Source organism: Sphingobium herbicidovorans (assembly GCF_002080435.1).
In the GTDB taxonomy this organism is placed as follows: Bacteria; Pseudomonadota; Alphaproteobacteria; order Sphingomonadales; family Sphingomonadaceae; genus Sphingobium; species Sphingobium herbicidovorans.
Map to the genome: position 1 here is coordinate 1,846,314 of NZ_CP020538.1, position 25,263 is coordinate 1,871,576.

Genomic DNA, 25,263 nt, shown 5'->3' on the forward strand with positions numbered 1-25,263 from the left:
CGCTGCCTTATCGGAGCCATCCGTCCCGTGCAAACCCTGCGTGACTTGTCCACCCTGCGATCCGCGATTGACGCCCTGAAAAGCGACGGACGGCCTGTCGCGCTGGTGCCCACCATGGGCGCGCTGCATGAAGGCCATATGGCGCTGGTGGAGGAGGCGCGGCGACATGCCGGGCATGTGGTGGTGTCGATCTTCGTCAATCCGCGCCAGTTCGGGGCGAACGAGGATCTGGACAGCTATCCGCGCCGCGAGGCCAAGGACGCGCAGATGTTACAGACGGCGGGCGTCGACATATTGTGGGCGCCCACGCCCGAGGTCATGTACCCCAAGGGCTATGCGACCAATATTTCCGTGTCCGGCGTGACCGAAGGGCTGGACGGAGCAGCGCGGCCGGGTCATTTTGACGGCGTCGCGACGGTCGTTTCCAAGCTGCTGAACCAGGTACAGCCCCATGTCGCGCTGTTCGGCGAGAAGGATTATCAGCAGCTCGCCATGATCCGCCAGATGGTGCGCGACCTGGACATGCCCATCGAAATCATCGGCGTGCCGACGCAGCGGGCAGAAGATGGCCTGGCCCTGTCATCGCGCAACGCCTATCTGAGCGAGGATGAGCGCAAGGCCGCGCTGGCCCTGCCCCGCGCGCTGGGCGAAGCGGCGCGGCAGATGGAAAAGGGCGCGACCGTCGATTCCGCCATCGCCAAGGCGATCACGATGCTGGCCGCTCATGGATTTGACCCTATCGACTATGTGTCGCTGTGCGATGCAGTGACGCTGGAGCCAATGAGCGTGCTCGACCGCCCCGCCCGCCTGCTGGGCGCGGCGAAGCTGGGGCGGACGCGATTGATCGACAATATCGCGGTCGAGCCTTTGTAACGGCGTCTCTGGCACTCCGCGTCGGGGCGCGAGATCCCAGCTTTCGCTGGGATGACGGCCGAAATGGACGGTATGCCGAGAGTCAGAAGGGTCTGACGATTACGGCGACAACGATCACCGCCGCCGCGATTCCCGGCACTTCGTTGATGAGGCGCAGGTTCTTCTCGGTCATCGGACGCTGACCTGCGGCGAGCTTCTTCACATAGCCCGCGATCCAGCCATGATAGGCGGACAGGCCCAGGACAAAGAGCAGTTTCAGGTGAAACCAGCCGAAATGCCACGCGCCTATTTCGACCATCAGCATGAGGCCGAAGACCCAGACCAGGATGAGCGACGGGTTGAGGATGATTTTCAGCAACCGCCTTTCGCGGTCGATCCATTTCTTGTCCTCGTCAGATCCCACGGCGCATTGGTGATGATAGACGAAGAAACGCGGCATCATGAACAGCCCCGCCATCAGGAAGATGACGAAGATGAGATGGGCGGCCTTCACCCACAGATAGGCGGCGCCGAGATAGGGCATCAGCTGTCCTTTCCTTGCCGGACATAGGCGATCAACGCTTCGACATGCGCAATGGGCGTGTCAGGCAGGATGCCATGGCCAAGATTGAGGATATGCGGACGGCCCGCAAAGGCCGCGCGAATATTGTCGATGGATTCCTCCACCGCCCTGCCCCCGGCGATCAGCGCCAGCGGATCCAGATTCCCCTGCACCGGCAGCCCCTGGGGCAGGACGCGGTTGGCCCAGTGCGGATCGACGGTTTCGTCGACGCCGATCGCATCGACGCCGGTGCCGGCGGCATAGTCGGCCAGTTTTGCGCCCGCGCCCTTGGGAAAGCCGATGACGGGAATGGCGGGATGCAGGGCCTTGAGCTTTTCGACGATGCGGCGATTGGGTTCGATAACCCAGCGTTCGAACTGGAGCGGCGAAAGGCTGCCTGCCCAGCTGTCGAACAGCTGCACCGCTTCGACACCGGCCTGAATCTGGCCGGAAAGGTAAAGGACGGTGGAATCGACGATTGCGTCGATGATCGCGCCGAAGCGTTCTGGATCCTGATAGGCGAGGCGTCGGGCCGCGCCCTGATCCTTGCTGCCCTGCCCGGCGACCATATAGGTGGAAATGGTCCAGGGGCTGCCTGCAAAGCCCAGGAAAGTGACAGACGGGTCAAGCGCCGCCTTCACCTGCCGCACCGTTTCATAGACCGCCTCATAGCGGCCAAGATCGGGTTTGAGCGCGGAGAGATCCGTTTCACTGAGGATTGGCGCCAGGCGAGGCCCCTCCCCCGTTTCGAACCACAGGTCCTGGCCCATGGCGTAGGGGACGATGAGAATGTCGGAAAAGAGGATCGCGCCGTCAAAGCCGAAGCGGCGCAGCGGCTGGAGCGTGACCTCGGCGGCGGCGGCGCTGTCATAGACCAGTTCCAGGAAGCCGCCCTTTTCAGCCCGCAAGGCGCGATATTCGGGGAGATAACGACCCGCCTGACGCATCAGCCACATGGGCGGCACGGCGGGACATTCACCCTTCAGCACCGAAAGCAGCGGCTTGGTGGTTCCGGTGGAAAGGCCGGCATCTGGTCCCGTCATATACTCTCTTATAATTAGATTCTTAGAAGGATGATGATGATAGTAGGGCGCTTGGCAGCGGGGTTTATGCGCTGTGCCCCGTTTTGCCAACAGCTTGACTCTTCAAGGTCAGGGATTCGGGACCGATTCAATCCACTTGTCCACGTTACCCACAGGCTGTGGATGAAAATGACGGCCTGTTGGGGGCATGTGGATAAGATTCCGGCTAGTGGGTGCTATCCAAAAGGGGTATTTTTACCCGCAACCTATCCCTTGCTTTATCCACAGGCTCCACACAGAGATATGCGTCATGTCGCGTATCCACCTGCATCTGTTGTCGGACTCCACCGGCGAGACCCTGGAGAACATCGCCAAGGCGGCCATCGGCGCGTTTGAGAATGTCGAGGCGGTAAGGCATTTCTGGCCGATGGTCAGGTCCGATCTTCACCTGGACCGGATCATGGAGGAGATCGCCGCCAACCCGGGACTGGTGCTGTTCACCCTGTCCAATCACCAGCTGCGGCGACGGCTGGAAACCCGGTGCCGGGCGCTGGGCCTGCCGCATGTCGCGGCGCTCGACAGCGTAACGGACGCGCTGTCCAACATATTGGGGCAGGAAACGCGCAACCGTCCGGGCCGCAAACATATTCTCGACGAAGCCTATTTCGCCCGGATCGAGGCTATTCAGTTCACCATCGCCCATGATGACGGCGTGGGGCACGAAAATTGGGAGGAAGCCGACATCGTGCTGGCGGGCGTGTCGCGCGCGTCCAAGACGCCGACGTCCATCTATCTTGCCAATCGCGGGTACAAGACGGCGAACATCCCGCTGGTCGTGCAGTCGCCGCCGCCGCGCAGCCTGTTTGCACTAAAGCATCCGATGGTCGTCGGCCTGACCGTCAGCCCGGAACGGCTGGTGCAGATTCGCCGCAACCGGCTGCTTTCATTGAACCAGGCGCCCGAGACCAGCTATGTCAATCTGGACAAGGTGCAGGAGGAACTCGCCTTTGCCCGGCGCATGTTCGCCGACAATGGCTGGCCGGTGATCGACATGACCCGCCGGTCGATCGAGGAAGCGGCGGCGGCCATCATAAACCTGTTCAACGACCGCGTGCTGGCGGAAGGAAGTGACGCATGATCGTGCTGGCATCGCAAAGCGCGAGCCGCCGCGCGCTGTTGGGCGCGGCGGGCGTGTCGTTCGAGGCGTTGTCGCCCGGCGTGGACGAGGAAGCGGCCAAGGAAGCGTTGCGGGCCGACGGGCTGGACGCCCGGGCGCTGGCCGACGCGCTGGCGGAGTTGAAGGCATTGCGCGTGTCGCAGCGCGTGCCGGGCGGGCTGGTGCTGGGCTGTGACCAGACGCTGAGCCTGGACGACGGGTCGATGATCGACAAGGCGGTGGACCGGGAGGATGCCGCGCGCATCCTGCGCCTGTTGTCGGGCCGGGTGCATCATTTGCACAGCGCGGCGGTGATGGTGCTGAACGGCGAGCCGATCTGGCGGCATATCGAGCGGGTGCGAATGACGGTGCGGTCTTTGTCGGACGCGTTTATCGATGCTTATCTCGATCAGGATTGGGACCAGTGCCAATGGTGCGTCGGATGCTATCGGATCGAGGGGCCGGGCGCGCAGCTGTTCGCGAAAGTCGAGGGCAGCCAGTTCGCGATTCAGGGATTGCCGTTGCTGCCGCTGCTTGACTTTCTGCGCATCCGGGGCGTTCTGCCGTCATGACCGACAAGCTACCCTATGCCCCCTGCCCTATGCCGAGGTGATCGGCGATCCGATCGCGCACAGCAAATCGCCGCTGATCCACAATTTCTGGCTCGACTGCCTGGGGATCGAGGCGGAGTATCGCAAGACTCATGTGACAGCGGAGGGATTGGCCGCCTATTTCCTTGAGCGGCGATCCGATCCCGACTGGCTGGGGTGCAACGTCACCTTGCCCCACAAGATCGCGGTGATGGACTATACCGACGATCCGGGCGGCGTGCGCGAGCGGATCGGGGCGATGAACACGATCGCCAGCGAAACCGGCGGGCCATTGATCGGCACCAACACCGATGCGGGCGGGTTCCTGCAACCCTTGTTGCGCGACAAGTGGAAGGGGACGAGCGCGGTTCTGGTCGGCGCGGGCGGTGCAGCGCGCGCGATCCTGTTTGCGCTCACCAGCCTGGGCGTGCCGGACATCACGGTGATGGCGCGCGACCCGGCCAAGGGGCAGGCGCTCCTCGACCGGGCGAAGGTGAAGGGGCGCGTCATCGGAATGGCTGACCCGCTTCCCGCCGCGGACCTGCTGGTCAACACCAGTTCCCTGGGCATGGTGGGTCAGCCGGGGCTGGATCTGGATCTTGCCCCGCTTGTCCAGGATGCGACGGTTTATGACATCGTCTATGCGCCGCTGGAGACCGGGTTGCTCAAGGCCGCGCGGGCGCGAGGTTTGAAGGCGCTGGACGGGCTGGAGATGCTGATCGGGCAGGCGGCGCTCGCCTTCGACATATTCTTTGACGCAGAGGCGCCGCGCGACCGGGACGAGGAATTGCGGGCCTTGCTGCTGGCGGCGTGAAGCGATGAAGATCTATGGCCTGACCGGTTCGATCGGCATGGGGAAATCCGCTGTTGCCGCCATGTTGCAGCGGGAGGGCGTTCCCGTGTTCGACGCGGATGCCGCCGTGCATCGGCTGCAAGGGCCGGGCGGCAGGCTGTTGCCCGCGATCGAGGCGCGCTTTCCGGGGACGACCGGACCCAGGGGCGTCGATCGCCCGAAACTGGGCGCGGCGGTATTCGGCCATCCCCAGGAGCTGAAAGCGCTGGAGGCGATCGTCCATCCTGCCGTCCGGGAAGAGCGGATCGCGTTCCTGCGCCGTCACCGGTCGCGCGCCTTTGTCGTGCTCGATATCCCGCTGCTCTATGAAAAGCATAGCGAACGCATGCTGGCCGGCGTCATCGTCGTGAGCGCGCCTGCGTGGAAACAGCGCAAACGCGTGCTGGCGCGCGCGGGCATGACTCCAGCCAAATTCCGCAAAATTCTGCGTTTGCAGACGCCGGATGCTGAAAAGCGGCGGCGGGCTGACTATATCATCAATAGCGGGACGACTTTCGCCGAAACGCGGGCCCAGGTAAGGCGCTTGGTCGCTTGCCTTGGTGCGAAGACAGGTCGATAAGAACAAGTCCGGCAGAGTCGGTTGAAGAGGGCAATGCGCGAGATTATTTTCGACACCGAAACAACAGGGTTCGACCCCGCGTCTGGCGACCGGCTGGTGGAGATCGGTTGCATTGAACTTTTTAACCGGGTGCCCACGGGGCGGACATTCCACGCTTACTATAATCCCCAGCGCGCCATGCCCTCCGCCGCCGAGGCGATTCACGGGCTGTCCGACATATTCCTCAAGGACAAGCCGCTCTTTTCGGCAGGGGTCGAGGAATTGCTCGACTTTCTGGAGGACAGCCATCTGGTCGCGCATAATGCGCGGTTCGATTTCGGCTTCCTCAACCACGAACTGAAACTTTGCGGACGGTCCGAAGTGTCGATGGAGCGTATGATCGACACGGTGGCGATCGCGCGCCAGCTGCATCCCGGCGCCAAACATAGCCTGGACGCGCTGTGCAGCCGCTATGGCATCGACCGCAGCCACCGCATCAAGCATGGCGCGCTGCTCGACGCCGAACTGCTTGCCCAGCTTTACATTGAACTGACCGGCGGCCGTCAGATCGGCCTGGGTCTTGCACGAGAGGAGGAGAATGACGCCATTCGGGCGGAACTTGCGGCTGGTATCGCGGTTCGCCCTGTTCGTCCCGCGCGGCTTTTCACTGCCAGCGCGGCAGAGCTGGAACGGCATGCAGCGTTCGTCGCGACGCTGGAAAAGCCGCTCTGGCTGGAGGAAGCCTGAAGGCGGGGGACGATGTCCTGCCCTTCATGCTTCACGCCAACCGGACTGCTTCCCGCAGCCCGGCAAGAACAAGGAGAAGGCATATGGATATTCGTGTTTCCGGACATCAGGTCGATACGGGCGACGCGCTCAAGGAGCATGTGTGGACCCGGCTGGAGGCGATGGCCGAGAAATATTTCGCCCGCACGATTTCCGCCCAGGTCACATTCCGGCCTGCGCCCCATGGGGCTTTCCATTGCGATATCGTCTGCCATGTCATGACCGGCCTGATCCTGAAAGGAGCGGGCGAGGCGCAGGAGGCGCATCCCGCCTTCGATCAGGCGGCGGAAAAGATCGAGCGGCAGTTGAGGCGCTACATGCGCCGGTTGAAGGACCGGCATTCGCAGGCCGCGGCGGCTGAGGCGCAACGCGCCAATGGCTACGACCTCAACGGGATGGATGGGGCGGGATACACCATCTTCGCCTCAGCGCCGGAGGAAGAGGAACCGGCCGATGCGCCCCTGATCGTCGCTGAAACGCGGGTCGATATTCCCGAAGCCAGCGTGTCGGACGCGGTGATGATGCTGGACCTGCGCAACACCAATGCGCTGCTGTTCCTCAACGCCGGGACATCCGCGTACAACATGGTTTACCGCCGTCATGACGGGACGATCGGCTGGGTGGAACCACGCGGCTGACAGGGTACTGACACAGGCTCCGGCCCCAGGGCGCCAGTTGACCTAGAGCAGCAGGCAGCCTATGGGGCCGGGCTTTATATTCCCCGGCGACGCGCGATTTTTGGGGCATGGCGCGCCTCGGCTGTTCCAGGTTGGTCATGGTTCATTTCAACGATATTGTTGCGCCCGGCGCGCTCGCAACGGGCCTTTCAGTCAATGGCAAGAAGCCTCTTTTCCAGAAGATCGCGCAACTGGCTGCGGCTGCTTATCGCCTGGACGCGGACGTGGTGTCGGAAGCGCTGTTTGAACGGGAACGGTTGGGTTCGACCGGATTTGGCGGCGGAGTCGCCATACCCCACGCCAAGATACCCGGCCTGGAAAGGATGAGCGGGGTCGTGGTCCTGCTCGATCCGCCGATGATGTTCGACGCGGTGGACGAAGCGCCAGTAGATATCGTGTTCGGGCTGCTGTCGCCGGTCGATAGCGGGGCGGAACATCTCAAGACTTTGGCCCGCGTGTCCCGCTATCTGCGCGATGACGCAAATGTCGCCCGTTTGCGGGGCGCAAATTCGACCGAGGCGCTGCACGCGCTGCTGGCCGGTGGCGAATCGCGTGACGCGGCCTGAAACGCCGTCCCCGCCCAGCGGCGAGGCGGCGCATTTCCGGGCGCTGGAAAATCTGTACCGGTCTGCGCCGATCAACCGGCTTTTCCGTTCCGAGCTGACGATTCCCGAGGCGGGCCGTTCGATCATCGAATTTGATGTGGGTGAGGAACAGTTCCATGCCGCCGGTGCGGTGCATGGAACCGTCTATTTCAAGATGATGGACGACGCTGCCTTTTATGCGGCGAACAGCCTGGTCAGCGACCGGTTTTTGCTGACCACGGCGTTCAACCTGCTGTTCACGCGGCCGATCGGCCCCGGCCGAATCCGCGCCGAGGGCCGGTGGATCAGCGGCAAGCGGCGGGTATTCGTCGCCGAAGCAAGCCTGATCGACATGGAAGGCGAAGAGGTAGGCCGGGGCACCGGCACCTTCATGCGATCGCAATTTCCCCTGTCTTCCCTGCCCGGCTATGCCGGCTGACCGGCTGACCAGCGCCATGCTGGTCGGCGTCCTGATCCGGCGGACCGCAGCAGCCGGGGGCTTCGCCACGGTGCTGGCGAAAGGCGATGAAATCAGCGGCGTCATACTGATAGAAGCCGCCGAAAGAGGCCAGCGCATGGGCCTTTACGAGCGAGTCCCAACCCTGTCCGGGGGCTATCAGATGCTGCGCTGCGGCCCCGCCCCGGAGGAGGGCGCGGAGTCGTTGGCGCAATATATAGCGCGCAGGCGCAAGTCGGACCCCGACCTGTGGATAATCGAACTCGATATCGCGGATGCGGAACGGTTCGCCGCTGAAACGATCTGTTAATCTGTCCTAAAGATTGACTCTGCGTTCGCGCGCGGGCACTGGCCCCCCACGCTTAACGCGCAGGTTGCCAAATTCGCCCGTGGGGGGCGGGGGAGGTAAACACGCAGACGGGGGGCGGCCAGACGTCGTTTGTGAATTCGGGGTTTTTTTAACCTGACGTCCCCGGCCAAGAACCGCATGTTTTTGAGTTATAATGAGTCTTCGTTTGAAGGCCGCAATTACTGCGGCATTTGCTCTGTCCGCCACTGCGGCGGTTACTGCGGCCGATATGTCGAGTGCCAGCGAGGCTGCTCCTTCGGTCGTCACCCTTCCGGGAAATCAAGAGCCTGATCAGGTTCCGGCGGTCGCCAAGCCCGCTGTTGTTTTCGCCGCTCCGCGCGAAGTCGCGCAGCCGCTGAATTCTTCCGACAGCGCCGATGTGCGTGCTGACAATCTTTCCGCCCTCGTTAGCGCCCATGGCGATGCTGAAACGCTCGAAGGCGACATGCGGTGCCTGGCCGGGGCGGTTTATTTCGAATCCAAGGGTGAGAGCCTGGAAGGCCAGCTCGCCGTCGCCCGCGTCATCATCAATCGCGCAAAGTCGGGGCGGTTCGCCAACAGCCTTTGCGGCGTCGTCTATCAGCCGGGTCAATTCAGCTTCGTGCGCGGGGGCGGAATGCCGACGATCCGCACGGCAAGCGAAAGCTGGCGTCGCGCGGTGGCGATCGCGCAGATCGCCATGAAGGACGCCTGGGACAGCGCGGCCGAAGGCGCCTTGTTCTTCCACGCCCGCCGCGTTTCGCCAAGCTGGGGCAAGCGCCAGCTGGCCGCGATCGACAATCATATCTTCTATCGCTGATCCTCGGGTCGCACCTATAAGGACAGCGGGCCGGTTCAGATAATCCTGAACCGGCCTTTTCTTTTGTTCCCCGCCTGTTCTATCATGGGGGATGATGCACAGTTCCTCTCCATCCGCCGAGCAAGGCTGTTCGCCCCTGACCGATGGCACCGCGCTGGCGGTGGCCCGTGGCACGCTGCGGCTGTTCTTTCGCCATGACATGAGCGGCATATTGGAAGTGCCGCTGCCAAACGGCCGCCGGGCCGACATCATGGCGCTCGACAGCGCGGGGCGCATCACCATCGTCGAGATCAAGTGCAGTCGTGCGGACCTGCTGGGCGACATGAAATGGCCCGATTATCTGGACTATTGCGACCGCTTCTTCTGGGCTGTGCCTTCGGGATTCGACCTGTCGCTGTTTGACAGCGAGGCGTTATGGCCAGCGCGGACGGGATTGATCGTCGCCGACCAATATGACGCGGAATTGCTGCGCCCCGCACCGGTCGAACCGCTGGCGGCGGCGCGGCGCAAGGCGGAAACCCTGCGCTTTGCCCGGCGCGCTGCGCGGCGGCTGACGGCGCTGGCCGACCCGGATCATGCGGCGGAACTGGGCTGGTGACGGGGCGATGATCCAGCGCGTCGTCCCAATTATTCGCCGCCTAGAAAACCGGGCCTTGCACCGGGCCTGAGGGTGCGGGCTTGCTTTTCGCCGCGGTCACGGCTTCGACCAGACCGGGCGTGCGGGATTCCCGCTGCGCATAATCGCGCGCCGACATGCCGGCGATGGTGTCGCGCTTGTCGGCATTGGCGCCTTGCCCGATCAGCAGGCGCGTCAGGCCTACGTCACGCAACTGCACCGCGCGGATCAGCGGCGTTTCGCCACTGCCGTTCGCCTTGTCGATCTGCGCGCCGCCTGCCAGCAACGTGCGCACCCCATCCTCGAACCGCGCCTGCACGGCGTTCATGAGGGGGGTGTTGCCCCGGTTGTCCGCCAGGTCGGGATTGGCGCCCTTGGCCAGGAGGAAGGACAGCCATGTATTGTCGCGGCGGGCGATGACGATGTGCAGGGCGGTTTCACCGCTGGTGACGTCCCGGCTGTTGATGACGGTCGATCCGGGCTTCTGGACGAGGTCGGTGACCTTTTGCCCATCGGCGTCCTTCACCGCCTTCAGGAAATTATAGCCGTCGGAAAATTGCGCCTGCGCCGCAACGGGAGTCAGCAGCGCGAGCGCCATGGCGGCGGCGCGGCCTGCGCCCATCCAAGCCGGAAAACCTCTTGTCATCGTCGATAAGCCCCGTTGGCATTTGCAAAATCGGCCATAGCAGGGCATGGCTGGCCACGCCATGAACAAAGCGCTCCGCTCCGTCATCCTGCCGTTCACCGCCCTGCTGGCTGGCTGCAATATGGGTGCGGGGGGCAACGCATCAAGCGATGCGCAGAGCGCGCCCGGCGACCTGGCGGGCGCGCGGATCGGCGCGCCTTTCACCCTGACGAACCAGGATGGGGAAAAGGTGGCGTGGGACGATTTCAAGGGTCAGTATCGGCTGGTCTATTTCGGCTACAGCTATTGCCCCGATGTCTGTCCGGTCGATCTGCAACGCATCATGCAGGCGTTCACGCAGTTCGAAAAGGCTGACGCGGGACGCGCGGCGAAGGTGCAGCCGATCTTCATCAGCGTCGATCCCGAACGTGATACGCCAGCGGTGCTGAAAACCTATGTCGCTGCCTTTCACCCGCGCCTGATCGGGCTGACCGGGTCGCCCGACGAAATTGGGAAGGTTGCCAAGGATTTCGTCGTCATCTTCAACAAGGAGAAGGCGGAAGGAAGCAGCGATTATCTGGTGAGCCACAGCCGGACGCCCTATCTGTTCGGACCCGATGGACAGCCGGTGGCGCTGGTGCCGGTGGATGATCCGGGGACGGCGGATCAGGACGAGGGCGCGCCGGACAAGGTGCTCGCCTTCCTTGAAAAATGGGTCAAGTGACGGTTGGACTTCTGGGAAAAGCCACTCGATAAGCTGGACCGCGCTGAGTGGGAAGCGCTGTGCGATGGCTGCGGCAAATGCTGCCTGCACAAGGCGGAAGATGAGGATACGGGGCGCATCTACCCGACCAACGTCGCCTGCCGCCTGCTCGACCGGCATAGCGGCCAATGCACCAACTATAAGGAACGGCGCAGCTTCGTGCCCGATTGCGTGCGCCTGACGCCGCAGAAGGTGAAGACGATCGGCTGGCTTCCGCGCACCTGCGCCTATCGGCTGCGGGGGGAGGGCAAGCCGCTGCCGTCCTGGCATTATCTGATCAGCGGCGATCGGGAAGCGGTGCATCGGGCGAAGGAATCGGTGCGCGGCTGGACGATTGCCGAGGCGGACGCGGGCGACTGGGAAAATCATCTTGTCGACCGGGAACTCTGAAACCGTCATCGTCATAGACGGCGTCGCGGTTCCGGTGCGTGTGCGCCGTTCACCGGGGGCGAAGGCCTATCGGCTGTCGATGGATCATGCGCGGCGGGAATTGCGGCTGTCGCTGCCTGCAAAGGCGAACCTTAACCGTGCGCTGGGATGGGCGCAGGGGCATGAAGGGTGGGTGCGGTCGCAGATGGCAGCCCAGCCCGCGCTGGTGACTCTGGGCGATGGCGCGCTTTTCCCGCTGGAAGGACGCGAGGTGCAGGTGTGCTGGATGGCTGGCGCGCCCCGTGCGATCCGGCTGGACGGTGACCGGATGGTGCTGGGCGGCCCGCGCGAGTCCGTCGGCCAGCGCGTGTTGCGCTGGCTGAAGGCGCGGGCCAGGGCCGTGCTGGAAACGGAAAGTCACGCCATGGCGCGCGACAATGGGCTGGAAGTGGCGTCGGTGGGGATAGGCGATCCGCGCAGCCGCTGGGCCAGTTGCGCGTCGAGCGGCGCGATCCGCTATAGCTGGCGGCTGATCCTGTGCCCGCCGCATATCCGGCGCGCGACCGTGGCGCATGAGCTTGCTCATCTGCTGCATATGGATCACAGCCCGGCCTTTCACGCGGCCCATGCCCGGATATTGGGGGAGGACCCCCGGCCGGCGCGGGCATGGCTGCGCGAACATGGCGCGGCGCTGCACCGCTATATCGTCTAGGCGGTATCGACATTCAGCCCTGACGGCCTGCAAACGGCGATTTCCCGCGCTTCCGATGCTCACCTACTTTTAGTAGGCTGCGCTTCGGCTCGCGGAAAATCACCGTTTTCGGCTCGCCATCATCTGAATATTGATACCGCCTGCCATTGCATGGGCGTCGGGCGTTCAGGCCGCGCAATCATGGGCGGCGTCCGGGCGATGGGCGAGGCCACAGGTGCGGCAGACGACATGGCTGCCGGGTGTGAGGCCATGGCCAACGGCGACCCGCTCGTCAAACACGTAGCAATCACCCTGCCACCGGCTTTGCTCTTCGGGCATTTCCTCAAGATAGCGCAGGATGCCGCCGCGCAGATGATAGACGTCGTCAAAGCCGCGCGAGCGCACCAACGCCGTCGATTTTTCGCAACGGATGCCACCGGTGCAGAACATCGCGATGCGGGGTTTGCGCCCTTCATCACGCAGTTGCGCGGCGAAATTGTCGAACCAGGCCGGAAAGTCGCGGAAGGAGCGGGTGCCGGGGTCGATCGCGCCTTCAAAGCTGCCCACTGACACTTCGTACGCGTTGCGGGTGTCGATGACGATCGTGTCGGGATCGGCGATCAGGGCGTTCCATTCGGCCGGGTCGAGATGACGGCCTGCCTGCGTCGCTGGATCAAGCTTTCCCGCGCCCAGCGTCACGATCTCCGGCTTCACTTTCACCTTCATGCGGGCGAAGGGAGCCTCCGATGCGGTTGCATATTTGACGTCGAGATCGGCGCAGCCCGGCAGGGCGCGAATATGATCGATCAGCGTGGCGATGGCCTGTTCATTCCCTGCCACGGTGCCGTTGATACCTTCATGCGCGAGGATCAGCGTGCCGCAGGTGCCGAGTTGGGCGCATAGTTCCCGCAGTTGCGCAGCGAGGCCGTCGGGGTCGGCGAATGCGGCGAAGCGATAGAGCGCGGCGATGGTGAAGGACGAGGCCATGCCGCGCCCATAGCGGCTTCACCGCCCTCTTGAAAGGCCGGGCGCGAGCGCGCATAGGCGGGTCATGGTTCCCTTTTCGTTCGCGGGTCACGAGTTTCTGGCGTTGCCGGAAGCAGCGCTGTTCTGGCCCGCACAGTCGGCGCTGCTGGTTGCCGACCTGCATTTTGAGAAGGCAAGCTGGTTCGGGCGTTTCGGCCAGTTCCTGCCCCCGCATGACAGCCAGGCGACGCTGGACATGATCGAGACCCTGGTGGAGCGGACGGGCGCGCGATCCGTCTGGTCGCTGGGCGACAGTTTCCACGATGCTGACGGCGCGGCGCGGCTGCCCACAGGGGCGCGTGATAGGCTGTCGGCGCTGACGGCGCGGCTGGACTGGATCTGGATCACGGGCAATCATGACGCCGGCATGGCGGAAACGCCGGGTGGGCGGCGCATGACGGAGGCGGAGGTCGAGGGCGTCTGGTTGCGGCATGAAGCCGATCCGGCGGACCCCCGGCCGGAAATTTCGGGGCATTTCCATCCCAAATTGCGCCTGTCGCTGCGTGGACGCCATGTGTCCCGCCGCTGCTTCGTCGGATCGTCTTCCAAACTGATTCTGCCTGCCCTGGGTGCGCTGACCGGCGGGCTGGATGCGGGACATGGAGAGATTCGGCGCGTGGTTGGACCCGGCGCGATGGCGATGGTCCCTGTAGCCGACAGGATGCTGCGTTTTCCGCTGAATTGAGCCGACGTTAGGGAAACGCGACGTTAAACTGTTGCTGCTAAATCACAGGGAGCTGGAATCAGCCAGTCATTGGTGCGCAAAGGCTTGTAAAGGCTGGGTTCGCTTGCCTTTGGCTGTCTGTGTCAGCATAATCGCACTCCGAAAGTTGATGTGGGAAAACCATGCGCTGCAGGAGAGGAAAGGGTCCAATGAGCAAGAAAAATCTTTGGCTGTTGTCCGCTGGCGTGGTCGCGCTGGCTGGTTCCGTCTCCCATGTTCAGGCGCAGGAAACCGCTGTGCAGGACGTTGCGGACGAGGAAAACGTCATCATCGTCACCGCGACGCGCCGCGCCAGTCCGCTGTCCGATGTGCCCATCGCGGTTTCGGCTGTGACGGCCCAGGCTATGCAGAACAGCGGCGCCAGCGACATCCGCACCCTGAACCAGCTTGCGCCATCCTTGCTTGTATCATCGACGGGATCAGAGGCGAATGCTTCGGCGCGCATACGCGGCATCGGCACGGTCGGTGACAATCCGGGGCTGGAAAGCTCTGTGGCCGTGTTCATCGACGGGGTTTATCGCTCGCGCACGGGCGCGGGACTCAACGAACTGGGTGAGATCGAGCGGGTCGAAGTGCTGCGCGGGCCGCAGGGCACATTGTTTGGCCGCAACGCGTCGGCGGGCCTTATCAACGTCGTCAGCAAGGCGCCCGAGTTCGAGCTTGGGGGCAAGGCCGAGATCACTTACGGCAATTATGACTATTGGCGGCTGGCGGGGCGGATTACCGGCCCGGTCAGCGACAAGCTGGCGCTCAGCCTGGATGGCGTATGGTCAAAGCGCGACGGCTTTTTCGATCTGGTCGACGCCAGCGGCGACAAGGTGGGGGAAACCAACGATCGCGACCGGTATTTCGTGCGCGGACAGGCTTTGTTCGAACCCAATGACGCGCTGTCGATCCGGCTGATCGGCGACTATACCAATCGCGACGAAAGCTGTTGCGGCGCGGCCTATATCGAAACGCGTGAACGGCTGCCGGTCGCGGGCGGTGGTTACAGCACCGCGCCCTTCAATCGCATCGCTGCGATCCTGGCCGGGCAAGGCAGCGTTTTCCCGGCCGATCCCTATGACCGCAACCTGACCATCACGCCGGGTCGCGACTATGTCAGCAAGGTCAAGGATTGGGGCGTTTCGGGCGAGGTGAATTACGACCTTGGCGGGACGAAGCTGACCAGCATCACGGCCTATCGCGATTATAAGAGCCAGGATTATGGCGATTATGATTATAGCGGCGCGGACCTGCTGTATCGCGATTCCAATACCTATCGGCAGTTCCGCACCTTCACGCAGGAATTGCGCGCGCAGGGTTCGGCGTTCAATGACGTGCTCGACTGGCTCGTTGGCGGCTATTACGCGCATGAAAAGCTGACGCTGGAGGACAATATCGTCTTCGGTGCGGATTATGGCCGTTTCGCCGCCTGCCGGTTGATGGCGGGCGCAGGGGCGAACAGCAACCTGACCGCGCAGCAACTGGCGGCATGCGGCAGCGGGCTTGCCACCGGCGCGCTGATCACGGGTACGGAGGCGCAGTTGAATGCTGGCCTGATCAATGCGGGGGTTCCCGCATTGCAGGCGGGCGCGATTTCGGCGGGCCTTGGCAACGGTTTGCGGGCTCTGGCGGCCATCCCGTCCGGGTCGGGCGACGTTTCTTCGGTCTATCGTCAGAAGAGCGAGAATTGGGCGCTCTTCACGCACAATATCATTCACATCACCAAGCAGATCGATCTGACGCTGGGCCTGCGTTACACGCATGAAAGCAAGCGTTTTTCGGCTGACTTCAACAACAATAATGCAACCTGCGCGGCGTTGCAGGGATCGAGCCTGCCGACATTGGCCACCAACCCGGCGCTGGGTAGCGCGGCGGCGCTGGCAGGCGGTATCCTGACGCTTGGGTGCCTTGGCAACAGTTCGACCGGCCTCAACGCGCTCAATCTGAACGACCGGATCAGCGACGGGGAGCTTTCCGGCACCGCCGTCCTGTCATGGAAGCCAGTGGATGAGCTGCTGGTCTATGGCAGCTATTCCAAGGGCTATAAGGCGGGGGGCTATAATCTCGACCGTTTCCAGCTGGGATCGACCGGCCTCAATCCCGTGCCTGCGGTCTTTGCGCCGCGGAGCAATGCGGATGTGACCAGCCTGCGCTTTGCCGCGGAGAAGGTCGACGCGTTCGAGATCGGCCTGAAATATACCCAGCCCAAATGGAGCGCCAACATCGCGGCGTTCCGGCAGGAGTTCAAGAATTTCCAGCTGAACACCTTCAACGGCACCAGTTTCGTCGTGCAGAACATCAACGGTTGTGACGGCGCGCTGTCGGCAGGCCGGACCTGCGCCAGCGACGATGTCGGGCCGGGGCTGATCAGCCAGGGCGTCGAACTGGAACTGGCGGCGACGCCGGCGCGCAATGTCCGCGTGGCGGGCGGGTTTACCTATGCGCGGGCGAAGTTCGCCAACCGGCTGGTCGGCAGCAGCAGCGGCGCGGTGCCGCTGGATCCTGCGCTGTTCCTGTTGCCCGGATCGATCAATTCGCAGGCGCCCGAAGTCGTGACGACGGTCAGCGCGTCCTGGACGCCGGAGCTGGGCTCCAACGGCCTGTCGGCGCTTTTCTACATCGACGGGCGCATGACCAGCGACTTCAACACCGGGTCGGACCTGTTCCCCGAAAAGCGGCAGAATGGCTTTGCGGTGTTCAACGCGCGCGTCGGCCTTCGCGGGCCGCAGCAGCGTTGGGCGGTGGAATTCTGGGGCCAGAATATCTTCAACCAGGATTATACGCAGGTCGCCTTCAGCAGCCCGCTGCAATCGAGCAGTCCGGGAACGTCCACCACCGGGCAGTTTGCGCAGGGCGCGCCGATGGCGAACCAACTGATCTCTGCCTATCTGGCCGAACCTCGCACCTACGGCATCACGTTGCGCGGGAGTTTCTGATCATGCCCCGTCCGCTCGCGGGAAGCGAGCGGACGGGCGCTGGCCGTTCCCCGAACAGGGCGGTGCCCACGCGGATATCGGTCGCGCCCAGCATGATCGCCGTTTCAAAATCGCCCGACATGCCCATGGAGAGGCGATCGACGCCTTCTTCGCGCGCGATCTTTGCCAGCAGCGCGAAATAGGGGGCGGGCTCCACATCGGCGGGGGGCACGCACATCAGGCCTGCGACCGGAATGTCGGCGTCGCGCGCGGCGCGCAGCAGGGCTGGCGTGTCGGCGATGGGACAGCCGCCCTTTTGTTCTTCCGCGCCGATATTGACCTGTATGAAGCAGGGCAGGCGTTTTCCGGCCGCATCCATCGCCCTGGCGAGCGCGGTAAGCAGGGACGGGCGGTCGAGCGAATGGATGACGTCGAACAATGCAACCGCGTCCGCCGCCTTGTTCGATTGCAGCTGGCCGACGAGGTGCAGCACGATATCGGGCGTTTCGGCGCGCAGTTCGGGCCATTTGCCCTGCGCTTCCTGGACCCGGTTCTCGCCGAATGCGCGTTGCCCGGCGTCGATCAGGGGACGGATGGCGGCGGCATCCTGCGTTTTCGAGACGGCGATCAGATTGATGTCGTCGGCGGTGCGGCCGGTGAGGCGCGCGGCGCGCCCCATGGTTTCGCGCACGGCGTTCAGGCGCTCTGCGGCTTCGATGCTTTCGGTCGTCATGGCGGCTGCTATAGGCGAGGGCGATGACAGGCCGCTACGCCAAAAATTTGCCCTCTATATGGCTCGTGACTGACGAACGGGTTCCCGCTGCGACTTTGGTGGAGAGCGCGGCCCGTTTGCCTCGGGGGCGGGGGGGCGTCCTGTTTCGGCATCATGCAAGCGGAATGGCCGAGCGGCGGGCGCTGTTCGATCGGATTGCTGCGATCGCGCGGCGGCGGCGGCTGGTGCTGCTGCTGGCGGGACCGGCGCGGCAGGCGGCGGCCTGGGGCGCGGATGGATGGCATGGTCGGTCGGTCGGTGGTGCGGCGCGCCTGTTGCTGCACAGCATGGCGGTGCATGATGCGCGGGAATTGCGGGACGCGGCGCGGCGGGGGGCCGATCTTGTCTTTCTGTCGCCGCTGTTCCCGACTCGCTCGCATCCGGGGGGCAGGGTGCTGGGCCGCGCGAAATTCGCGGCATTGGCGCTTAGGGCTGGCATGCCGGTGATTGCGCTGGGCGGGGTTCAGGCGAAGCACGAGCATATGTTGCGTGGGATCGGCGCGGCCGGGTGGGCTGCTATCGATGGGCTGACTGCCGTGGGCGGCGTAGGATGATGCCGAGGTGGTACGACGGTGATGGGTGGATAGTGGACTGGCCGGTATGAAGCCATTCAAGTAAAACGCTGCCCTTGCTCGAAGGGGGAGCCTCCTGTGTTTGATTCGGTCGGCGCGTTCACTAAGCAATTTACGCCTGTAGAAGGCGGCTATCTTTATTACCCGTCCAAGAAAGACGGCGGAAAACTGGTGACGATCGATGAATATTGGCAACTAACCGAAGGCTGGAACAAGGTAGCTGGTCGCAGCGGCGTCTGGAAGGTCGCCGGCATCGTGATGGTAACGATCCTCATATGGACCATCATATCGAAGTCTTTGTCTTTACCAGATTGGACGGATTCGATCATGGTTGCCGTAACCGTGATCGGTATATCAGGGCGGCTGCTCTGGACCAGCTTCGCTCCGCGCCGTTTGGTTCGGGAGCGAACCGCAATCACCCCGCCTAGACTGGCATCGGAGACAAAGCGTCAAGCGCGAGCTTTGCTCAATTGGCGCTTCATCATCTTCGCGCTTTTGTTCAGCGGCATCGCCTTCCTGGGTTCATTGAACACGCCAGAGCGTGATTTCAAATCATGGGCTTGGCTGATTGGCAGCGGTGCGATGTTCGGCCTTTATATTTGGTTGGCCATTCAGAAATTTCGCGACAAGTGGCATTTCATCAGAAGCCATCGTGTCCGCTAACGGGGCGGTGCTTCCATCGATAGAGCGGCAACAACTGGTCGTAACCAGCCACGCTGGCGCTCCCTAGCGATGAAGCAAGGCTGACGATGTGGCGAAGTCAGGCTAGACCCGCAAAATCAGAATTTGAAGACGGTGCCCAGATAGACGGCCTGGTTATCCTGACGCTCGTCGGTCATCGGAGCCAGGCGGCCGATGACGCTGTTGTTGTAGCGCAGGCCCGCTGTCACGTTCAGGTTACGCGTCAGCGAATAAGAGCTGGCCAGATCCAGCGAATAATCCTTGTCCGCATTGGGCGTGCGGACGGCAGTGCCGGGGTCGCGGCGGCTTTCGATCATTACCTTGGTGCTGAAGCGATTCTTGCCGCCTTCATCCAGCGAGAAATTCTTTGCGCCAGCAATCTGGTCGATCGAAACCGGGTCCAGTTCCTTGCGGCCCACCGCTTCGGGCAGGGCGAACTTGCGCCAGTTATTCGCGCTGTTCAGGCTGAAGGCAACCGGAGCGATGCTGACCGGATCGAGCGTCCGGTTGACGGACACGCGATCATTGAGATCCGCGGCGCGCACCATCACGGTGACCGAACGCTGCCCGCTGAGCGAACCGCTGGTGGGGGTGAAGCGAAAATTCTGACGTCCGGCCGAGGCCGCGATCCGGGCATAGGCCGCCGCCAGACGGGGATCCTTGGTCGTGGGCGTGAAGGACGAGATGCTGCCGAGTGCGCCAAGGGATACAGGAACATCGGCGCGCATGCGGACCAGATCGGTCGCTGCGCCGATGGCAGGAGACAGCATGAAGCCGGCCAAGGCAATCGCCGAGCCCGCCAACGCCAAATGTCCCCTATTCACACGCATGACGCGAATCTCTTTCCCCACCGACGAATTTTCTAAACTTGTACACTCCAACACCGGCAATGGGTAGTGCGTCTTGACCTTTTTATCTGCGCTGTTGCACGGAACACACAGAGTCCAACGCAGGGGATGGATCGCCGTTTCCGACACTGGCCACGGCCCCTTGCCCATTGCCACGGCTTCTCTATAGAAGCGGGGCGTTTTTCTTCAATATGGGACATGCCTGATGGTCCGCCGCCTACCCGCTTCTGTTTCCGCCGGTCTGCTGCTGGCCGCGCTATTGCCGCTCGCCGCATGCGGGGGCGGGGCCAAGGAGCGCCCCAAGGCCGATCTGGCCGCGTCGAAGGTCACGACCATCGGCGTCAACAGCTATCTGTGGCGCGCTACGCTGGACACGCTGTCCTTCATGCCAATGGTGCAGACGGATTCGAACGGCGGCGTCATCGTCACCGACTGGTACGCCAATCCCAACAGCCCGAATGAGCGGATGAAGCTGACGGTGTCGATCCTGGACCAGGATCTGCGCGCCGACGCGCTGCGCGTCGCCGCCAGCCGTCAGGTCAATCAGGGCGGCCAGTGGGTCGACGCGCCGGTGCAGGCCGCGACCGTGCAGAAGCTGGAAGAAGTCATCCTGACCAAGGCGCGCGATCTGCGCCGCATGGCGATCATGGGATAAGCTCTTTCTTTCATCCGATTTTATTGAATAACGGGGCTGGGCTTGGAAGAGCTCAGCCCGCATGCATTTTGAGGACTTGAATCCATGCAAAGGCGCTTCAACCCGCTGGAGGCCGACGCCCGCTGGCAGGCCGTCTGGGACGAGAAGCAGACGTTCAAGGCGTCCGACAGCAGCGACCGCCCACGATCCTACGTGCTGGAGATGTTCCCCTATCCGTCCGGGCGCATCCATATCGGCCATGTGCGCAACTATTCGATGGGCGACGTGCTGGCGCGGTTCCGGCGGATGACCGGGCATGAGGTGCTGCATCCCATGGGCTGGGACGCGTTCGGCATGCCCGCCGAAAACGCCGCGATGGAAAAGAAGGTGCATCCGGGCGACTGGACCCGATCCAACATCGCGACGATGCGCGCGCAGTTGAAGAAGCTGGGCTTCGCTCTCGACTGGAGCCGCGAGCTGGCGACATGCGAGCCGGATTATTATGGGCAGGAACAGGCGCTGTTCCTGGACATGCTGGAAGCGGGCCTGGTCTATCGCAAGGAAAGCGCGGTCAATTGGGACCCGGTCGACATGACCGTGCTGGCCAATGAGCAGGTGATCGATGGCAAGGGCTGGCGGTCCGGCGCGCCGGTCGAGAAGCGCAAGCTGAGCCAATGGTTCCTGAAGATCACGCAATTTGCCGACGATCTGCTGGCGGGCCTCAAGACGCTCGATCAATGGCCGGAAAAAGTGCGGTTGATGCAGGAAAACTGGATCGGCAAGTCGGTCGGGCTGCAATTCCGGTTCAAGCTGGATGCGCCGGTGGGCGACATCAGCGAGGTCGAGGTGTTTTCCACCCGGCCCGACACCATTTTCGGCGCGAGCTTTGCCGCCATCGCGGCGGATCATCCGCTGGCGCTGGCGCTGGAGGCGAAGGATGCAGGACTTGCCGCCTTTGCCGAGGAATGCCGCCATAGCGGCACCGCCGCCGCCGAGATCGAGACGCAGGAAAAGAAGGGCTATGACACCGGCCTGTCGGTGATCCATCCCTTTACCGGGCGCAAGTTGCCGCTGTTCGTCGCCAATTTCGTGCTGATGGACTATGGCACCGGCGCGGTCATGGCGGTCCCGGGGCACGACCAGCGCGACCTGGACTTTGCGCGCAAATATATGCTGCCCGTCGAGCGCGTAGTCGCGGCCGAGGGCGACGAGGACAAGGGGATTGGTGACGAGGCCTATGCAGGCCCCGGACGTCTGGTGAATTCCGACTTCCTCAACGGCATGAGCGTCGAGGATGCCAAGGCCGAGGTTATCCGCCGCGCCGAGAGCGAGGGATGGGGCACCGGCACCACCGTGTTCCGCCTGCGCGACTGGGGCGTGTCGCGCCAGCGTTATTGGGGGACGCCGATCCCGGTCATCCATTGCGATGATTGCGGAGCTGTGGGCGTGCCCAAGGATCAGTTGCCCGTCCTGCTGCCCGAAGATGTCAGCTTCGACATTCCGGGCAATCCGCTCGACCGGCATCCGACCTGGAAGCATGTCGATTGCCCAAAATGCGGCAAACCCGCGCGGCGCGAGACCGACACGCTGGATACCTTCGCCGATTCCAGTTGGTATTTCATCCGCTTCGCCAGCCAGCCCAAGGACAAGCCCTTCGATCGCGAGACGGTCGAGAAATGGCTGCCCGTCGGGCAATATATCGGCGGCGTGGAACATGCGATCCTGCATCTGCTCTATGCGCGTTTCTGGACGCGCGCGTTGCAGCATATGGGGCAGATCGGGTTCGCCGAGCCGTTCACCGGCCTGTTCACGCAGGGCATGGTGACGCATGAGACGTATAAGGCTGCCATTCCTCTTAGTCCGCCTGCGGATTATGATGGCTCTAATCCAGATGCGTATGCCATCGAACGGTGGCTATCGCCTGGTGAAGTAGAGCGTCGCGACGGTAAGTGTTTTGTGATCGGCACTAACGTCGAAGTTGCCATTGGCCGCGTCGAGAAAATGTCCAAGTCCAAGAAGAATGTCGTCGATCCCGATGACATCATCGCCCAATATGGCGCGGACGCGGTGCGCTGGTTCATGCTGTCGGACAGCCCGCCGGAACGTGACCTGCCATGGACCGAGGCCGGCATCGAGGGCAGCTGGCGCTTCGTCAATCGCCTGTGGAGGCTGTTCGGTGAGGCTGACAAGGCCGCAGAGGGGCTAGACAAGGCCCTGGACCGCAAGCTGCACCAGACCATTGACGGCGTGGCCAAAGACATCGAGGCGCTGTCCTTCAACAAGGCGGTGGCCAAGATCTACGAGCTGACCAATGCGGTGGAAAAGGCCAAGCCTTCGGCCAGCCGCAGCGGCGCCATCCGCGCGCTGGCGCTGCTGGTCGCGCCGATGACCCCGCATCTGGCCGAAGAGGCGTGGGCCGACATGGGCGAGGAGGGGCTGATCGCCGAGGCGGCCTGGCCGCAGGTTGATCCGGCCTTGCTGGTCGAGGATGAGGTGACGATCGCTTGTCAGGTGATGGGCAAGCTGCGCGACACGATCACCGTGCCCAAGGGGACGTCGAAAGAGGAGCTGGAACGCCTAGCCCTCGCCGCGCCCAATGTGATGCGGACGCTGGATGGGGCGACGCCGAAAAAGGTTATCGTGGTGCCGGACCGTCTGGTGAATCTGGTCATCTAACAGGAAACAGTTCGGCCCGAGCTTGTCGATGGGCTTTTCTTCCGTAAAGACATGAGCAGGGCTTCGACAAGCTCAGCCCGAACGGTTAGAGGTTGGTCGATGAAATGCACTGTTCCCCTGTTTCTAGTCGCCCTGTCCCTCTCTGCCTGCGGGCTGCATCCCGTCTATAGCGGCGGGAGTCAGGGCGCGGTGGCGCAACGGCTGGGCAATGTCGAAATCGCGCCGATTGAGGGTAAGGGCGGCTGGCTGGTGCGCAATGCGCTCAACGACCGGCTGTCGGCGATGAGCGGCAATGGGCCAGGCTACCGGCTGGTGGTCAAGCTGGACGACCAGATCAGCGGTTTCGGCCTGCGCGCCGACGCCGCCGTCACGCGCGAGCGGCGCACGCTGCGGGCGCGTTACCAGCTGATCGATATGGCGACGGGCACGCAGGTCATCGACGACACGGCGGGGTCGGACGCGGGCATCGACGTTACGTCGAGCGAATATGCGACCATCGCCGCGGAAGACACGGCGCTGGAGCGTCTGTCGCAGACGGTCGCCGACCAGATCGTGTCCCGCCTCGCGCTGTTCGCCGCGCGGGAAAAGCAGCGTTGAAGGCCAATCGCGGACAGATTGAAAAGGCGCTCGACGCACCGCCGCCTGATATCCGGTTCTTCCTGCTGTACGGACCCGATGAGGCGGGAAGCGCGGCGCTGGGCAAGCGGCTGGAGCGGGCCATGGGGCCTGACGCCGAGCGGGTCGATCTGGACGCATCGACCCTGCGCGACGATCCGGCGCGGCTGTCCGATGAGGCGGCATCCTTTTCCATGTTCGGTGACAAAAGATGGGTGCGCATCAACGGCATGGGCGAGGAATCGCTGCCCGCGCTGACGGCGCTGCTGACGGCCGAGGCGGCGGGCAATCCGGTGATCGCAACGGCGGGGGCGTTGAAGGGAACGTCGAAGCTGCTGAAGCTGGTGCTCGACAGCCCGCTGGCCATGGCGTTTGCATCCTATCAGCCCGACGCGCGGGAGGCGGAGCAGATTGCCGTCGCCATCGCGCGGGAAGGCGGGCTGCGCCTGGGGTCGGGTCTTGCCCGGCGCATCGTCGATCTGGCCAATGGCGACCGGGCGTTGATGGCAGGGGAAGTCGAAAAGCTGGTCCTGTATCTGGATGCCGCGCCCGACCGGCCGTGCGAGGCAACCGCCGAGGCGCTGGATGCGCTGTCGGCCGACAATCCGGACGCCGATTCCGCGCCGCTGGTGAACGCGGTGCTGGGCGGCGACCTGCGCGCAATGCATCGGGAACTGGGGCGGCTGGCGGAATCCGGGACGGCCATGGCGGCGGTGCTGCGGCCGCTGCTCACCCGCGCCATGCTGATCGCCAATATCCGATTGTCCTTCGATGGCAGCGGTCGGCTGGATGCAGCGGTCGAGGCGGCTGGCAAGCAGGTTTTCTGGAAGGAAAAGGGCGTCGTCACGCGGCAGGTGCGGTTGTGGGACGCCCATGGCATTGCCCGCGCCATCCAGCGGCTGGCGCAGGCCGAACGGGCCAGCCGGTCGGGCAGGGGGCTGGGCGACCTGATGGTGCGGCACGAATTGCTGGCCATCGCGCGGCAGGCGGCGCGGGAGCGATAGGCGCGACCTGGCCGGGCCTTTGCCCGCGATCCTAAGCGCTTGATCGTGGACGCCGCCGTCGCCATATTGCCCGCCATGGACAAGCTCAATTTGACCGATGCCGAATGGCGCGAGCGCCTTTCCCCCGAACAATTTCATGTGCTTCGCGAAGCGGGCACCGAGCGCGCTTTCACCGGAAAATATAACAGCAACAAGGCGGACGGCGTCTATTATTGCGCGGGCTGTGGCGCCGAGCTGTTCGATGCTGAGGAAAAATTTGACAGCGGGTCGGGCTGGCCCAGCTTCACTGCGCCGGTCGATATCGATGCGGTGGAGGAAATTCGCGACAACAGCCACGGCATGATGCGAACCGAAGTGCGTTGCGCGACATGTGAGGGCCATTTGGGCCATGTCTTTCCCGACGGTCCGGGCGTCAACGGCCTGCGCTATTGCATGAACAGCGCGTCGCTGGACTTCAAGCCGCGTGACGAGGTTGAATAATCATTCATCGCCGGTAAAGCGTCGCTTCTCTTGAGAAGCAAG

Annotated in this window: 30 protein-coding genes; 24 read left to right on the forward strand and 6 right to left on the reverse strand. The window is 63.5% G+C overall.

Going from position 1 to position 25,263, the window contains the following annotated elements; all coding sequences use genetic code 11:
* Nucleotides 1-27: 27 nt before the first annotated feature.
* A complete protein-coding gene (panC, locus tag B6S01_RS08930) occupies nt 28-873 on the forward strand; it encodes a pantoate--beta-alanine ligase (protein ID WP_037468994.1) in 846 nt (281 codons plus the stop codon).
* A gap of 82 nt (nt 874-955) precedes the next feature.
* Here the strand turns inward: panC and B6S01_RS08935 are convergent, their stop codons facing one another.
* Both B6S01_RS08935 and hemE read right to left on the reverse strand, forming a co-directional pair.
* Nucleotides 956-1,396 carry a CopD family protein gene (locus tag B6S01_RS08935; RefSeq protein WP_037468996.1) on the reverse strand — a complete coding sequence of 147 codons (441 nt, stop codon included), beginning with the start codon at nt 1,394-1,396 and terminating at the stop codon, nt 956-958.
* Entirely contained in the window at nt 1,396-2,457 is a 1,062-nt protein-coding gene (hemE, locus tag B6S01_RS08940; protein WP_037469000.1) for a uroporphyrinogen decarboxylase, read from the reverse strand. Before hemE ends, B6S01_RS08935 begins: the two co-directional genes overlap by 1 nt.
* Before the next feature lie 289 nt (nt 2,458-2,746).
* Here hemE and B6S01_RS08945 point away from each other — a divergent pair, with 289 nt between their 5' ends.
* The 11 genes from B6S01_RS08945 to B6S01_RS08995 all read left to right on the forward strand — a co-directional run bounded on the left by B6S01_RS08945 (nt 2,747) and on the right by B6S01_RS08995 (nt 9,823).
* Nucleotides 2,747-3,574 (forward strand): pyruvate, water dikinase regulatory protein, encoded by an 828-nt coding sequence (locus B6S01_RS08945; protein ID WP_037469002.1) that lies wholly within the window; start codon nt 2,747-2,749, stop codon nt 3,572-3,574.
* On the forward strand, nt 3,571-4,164 hold the full coding sequence (locus tag B6S01_RS08950) for a Maf family protein (RefSeq protein ID WP_037469003.1): 594 nt from the start codon (nt 3,571-3,573) through the stop codon (nt 4,162-4,164). The genes B6S01_RS08945 and B6S01_RS08950 overlap by 4 nt, the downstream gene beginning before the upstream one ends.
* Nucleotides 4,165-4,186: 22 nt before the next feature.
* The gene (locus tag B6S01_RS08955; protein WP_081570450.1) at nt 4,187-4,996 is read left to right on the forward strand and encodes a shikimate dehydrogenase family protein; all 810 of its coding nucleotides are present in this window, start codon (nt 4,187-4,189) and stop codon (nt 4,994-4,996) included.
* Between the two features lie 4 nt (nt 4,997-5,000).
* Nucleotides 5,001-5,594 carry a dephospho-CoA kinase gene (gene coaE / locus B6S01_RS08960; RefSeq protein WP_037469009.1) on the forward strand — a complete coding sequence of 198 codons (594 nt, stop codon included), beginning with the start codon at nt 5,001-5,003 and terminating at the stop codon, nt 5,592-5,594.
* Between the two features lie 33 nt (nt 5,595-5,627).
* A complete protein-coding gene (dnaQ, locus tag B6S01_RS08965; protein ID WP_037469011.1) occupies nt 5,628-6,320 on the forward strand; it encodes a DNA polymerase III subunit epsilon in 693 nt (230 codons plus the stop codon).
* A gap of 83 nt (nt 6,321-6,403) precedes the next feature.
* Complete coding sequence (hpf, locus tag B6S01_RS08970) at nt 6,404-6,997, forward strand: ribosome hibernation-promoting factor, HPF/YfiA family (protein WP_037469014.1); 594 nt, start codon at nt 6,404-6,406, stop codon at nt 6,995-6,997.
* Between the two features lie 137 nt (nt 6,998-7,134).
* Nucleotides 7,135-7,602 (forward strand): PTS sugar transporter subunit IIA, encoded by a 468-nt coding sequence (locus tag B6S01_RS08975; protein ID WP_037469183.1) that lies wholly within the window; start codon nt 7,135-7,137, stop codon nt 7,600-7,602.
* Nucleotides 7,520-8,059 (forward strand): PaaI family thioesterase, encoded by a 540-nt coding sequence (locus B6S01_RS08980; protein WP_051908582.1) that lies wholly within the window; start codon nt 7,520-7,522, stop codon nt 8,057-8,059. The genes B6S01_RS08975 and B6S01_RS08980 overlap by 83 nt, the downstream gene beginning before the upstream one ends.
* Entirely contained in the window at nt 8,049-8,387 is a 339-nt protein-coding gene (locus tag B6S01_RS08985) for a DUF1491 family protein (RefSeq protein ID WP_037469019.1), read from the forward strand. Before B6S01_RS08980 ends, B6S01_RS08985 begins: the two co-directional genes overlap by 11 nt.
* 193 nt (nt 8,388-8,580) lie before the next feature.
* The gene (locus B6S01_RS08990) at nt 8,581-9,225 is read left to right on the forward strand and encodes a cell wall hydrolase (protein WP_037469020.1); all 645 of its coding nucleotides are present in this window, start codon (nt 8,581-8,583) and stop codon (nt 9,223-9,225) included.
* 91 nt (nt 9,226-9,316) lie between these two features.
* Nucleotides 9,317-9,823, forward strand: coding sequence for an MmcB family DNA repair protein (locus tag B6S01_RS08995; RefSeq protein WP_407695222.1), 507 nt, complete (start codon nt 9,317-9,319; stop codon nt 9,821-9,823).
* A 40-nt stretch (nt 9,824-9,863) separates the two neighbouring features.
* Here the strand turns inward: B6S01_RS08995 and B6S01_RS09000 are convergent, their stop codons facing one another.
* Nucleotides 9,864-10,463, reverse strand: a complete 600-nt coding sequence (locus B6S01_RS09000; protein ID WP_037469022.1) for an ankyrin repeat domain-containing protein — start codon at nt 10,461-10,463, stop codon at nt 9,864-9,866.
* A gap of 70 nt (nt 10,464-10,533) precedes the next feature.
* Between B6S01_RS09000 and B6S01_RS09005 the strand changes: the two genes are divergently transcribed.
* The 3 genes from B6S01_RS09005 to B6S01_RS09015 are packed head-to-tail and all read left to right on the forward strand — an operon-like array spanning nt 10,534 to nt 12,310.
* The gene (locus tag B6S01_RS09005) at nt 10,534-11,190 is read left to right on the forward strand and encodes an SCO family protein (RefSeq protein ID WP_174525914.1); all 657 of its coding nucleotides are present in this window, start codon (nt 10,534-10,536) and stop codon (nt 11,188-11,190) included.
* 3 nt (nt 11,191-11,193) lie between these two features.
* Nucleotides 11,194-11,619: a YcgN family cysteine cluster protein gene (locus tag B6S01_RS09010; RefSeq protein WP_037469025.1), complete on the forward strand. Its 426-nt coding sequence runs from the start codon at nt 11,194-11,196 to the stop codon at nt 11,617-11,619.
* On the forward strand, nt 11,600-12,310 hold the full coding sequence (locus tag B6S01_RS09015; protein ID WP_037469028.1) for a M48 family metallopeptidase: 711 nt from the start codon (nt 11,600-11,602) through the stop codon (nt 12,308-12,310). The genes B6S01_RS09010 and B6S01_RS09015 overlap by 20 nt, the downstream gene beginning before the upstream one ends.
* A 165-nt stretch (nt 12,311-12,475) precedes the next feature.
* Here the strand turns inward: B6S01_RS09015 and trhO are convergent, their stop codons facing one another.
* Nucleotides 12,476-13,276, reverse strand: coding sequence for an oxygen-dependent tRNA uridine(34) hydroxylase TrhO (gene trhO / locus B6S01_RS09020; RefSeq protein WP_051908585.1), 801 nt, complete (start codon nt 13,274-13,276; stop codon nt 12,476-12,478).
* Nucleotides 13,277-13,340: 64 nt separating this feature from the next.
* Between trhO and pdeM the strand changes: the two genes are divergently transcribed.
* Together pdeM and B6S01_RS09030 are read left to right on the forward strand one after the other, a co-directional pair.
* The gene (gene pdeM / locus B6S01_RS09025) at nt 13,341-14,000 is read left to right on the forward strand and encodes a ligase-associated DNA damage response endonuclease PdeM (protein WP_037469030.1); all 660 of its coding nucleotides are present in this window, start codon (nt 13,341-13,343) and stop codon (nt 13,998-14,000) included.
* A gap of 188 nt (nt 14,001-14,188) precedes the next feature.
* The gene (locus B6S01_RS09030) at nt 14,189-16,960 is read left to right on the forward strand and encodes a TonB-dependent receptor (RefSeq protein WP_037469032.1); all 2,772 of its coding nucleotides are present in this window, start codon (nt 14,189-14,191) and stop codon (nt 16,958-16,960) included.
* Here the strand turns inward: B6S01_RS09030 and B6S01_RS09035 are convergent.
* Nucleotides 16,938-17,672 carry a YggS family pyridoxal phosphate-dependent enzyme gene (locus B6S01_RS09035; RefSeq protein WP_037469034.1) on the reverse strand — a complete coding sequence of 245 codons (735 nt, stop codon included), beginning with the start codon at nt 17,670-17,672 and terminating at the stop codon, nt 16,938-16,940. The two genes, B6S01_RS09030 and B6S01_RS09035, sit on opposite strands and share 23 nt — an antisense overlap.
* Nucleotides 17,673-17,695: 23 nt before the next feature.
* Here B6S01_RS09035 and B6S01_RS09040 point away from each other — a divergent pair, with 23 nt between their 5' ends.
* Both B6S01_RS09040 and B6S01_RS09045 read left to right on the forward strand, forming a co-directional pair.
* Nucleotides 17,696-18,265, forward strand: coding sequence for a thiamine phosphate synthase (locus tag B6S01_RS09040; protein WP_037469036.1), 570 nt, complete (start codon nt 17,696-17,698; stop codon nt 18,263-18,265).
* 96 nt (nt 18,266-18,361) lie between these two features.
* Entirely contained in the window at nt 18,362-18,946 is a 585-nt protein-coding gene (locus tag B6S01_RS09045; RefSeq protein WP_037469040.1) for a hypothetical protein, read from the forward strand.
* 116 nt (nt 18,947-19,062) lie between these two features.
* On the opposite strand, the gene B6S01_RS09050 is transcribed toward B6S01_RS09045, so the two are convergent.
* Nucleotides 19,063-19,794 (reverse strand): hypothetical protein, encoded by a 732-nt coding sequence (locus tag B6S01_RS09050; RefSeq protein WP_037469044.1) that lies wholly within the window; start codon nt 19,792-19,794, stop codon nt 19,063-19,065.
* 223 nt (nt 19,795-20,017) lie between these two features.
* Here B6S01_RS09050 and B6S01_RS09055 point away from each other — a divergent pair, with 223 nt between their 5' ends.
* The 5 genes from B6S01_RS09055 (at nt 20,018) to msrB (ending at nt 25,221) form a co-directional block, all read left to right on the forward strand.
* Entirely contained in the window at nt 20,018-20,467 is a 450-nt protein-coding gene (locus B6S01_RS09055; RefSeq protein ID WP_037469047.1) for a DUF3576 domain-containing protein, read from the forward strand.
* An 84-nt stretch (nt 20,468-20,551) separates the two neighbouring features.
* Entirely contained in the window at nt 20,552-23,122 is a 2,571-nt protein-coding gene (leuS, locus tag B6S01_RS09060) for a leucine--tRNA ligase (RefSeq protein ID WP_037469050.1), read from the forward strand.
* Between the two features lie 99 nt (nt 23,123-23,221).
* Nucleotides 23,222-23,719: an LPS assembly lipoprotein LptE gene (gene lptE / locus B6S01_RS09065; RefSeq protein WP_037469053.1), complete on the forward strand. Its 498-nt coding sequence runs from the start codon at nt 23,222-23,224 to the stop codon at nt 23,717-23,719.
* On the forward strand, nt 23,716-24,741 hold the full coding sequence (gene holA, locus B6S01_RS09070) for a DNA polymerase III subunit delta (protein WP_037469057.1): 1,026 nt from the start codon (nt 23,716-23,718) through the stop codon (nt 24,739-24,741). Before lptE ends, holA begins: the two co-directional genes overlap by 4 nt.
* Before the next feature lie 75 nt (nt 24,742-24,816).
* On the forward strand, nt 24,817-25,221 hold the full coding sequence (gene msrB / locus B6S01_RS09075; RefSeq protein WP_037469189.1) for a peptide-methionine (R)-S-oxide reductase MsrB: 405 nt from the start codon (nt 24,817-24,819) through the stop codon (nt 25,219-25,221).
* Nucleotides 25,222-25,263 lie beyond the last annotated feature (42 nt).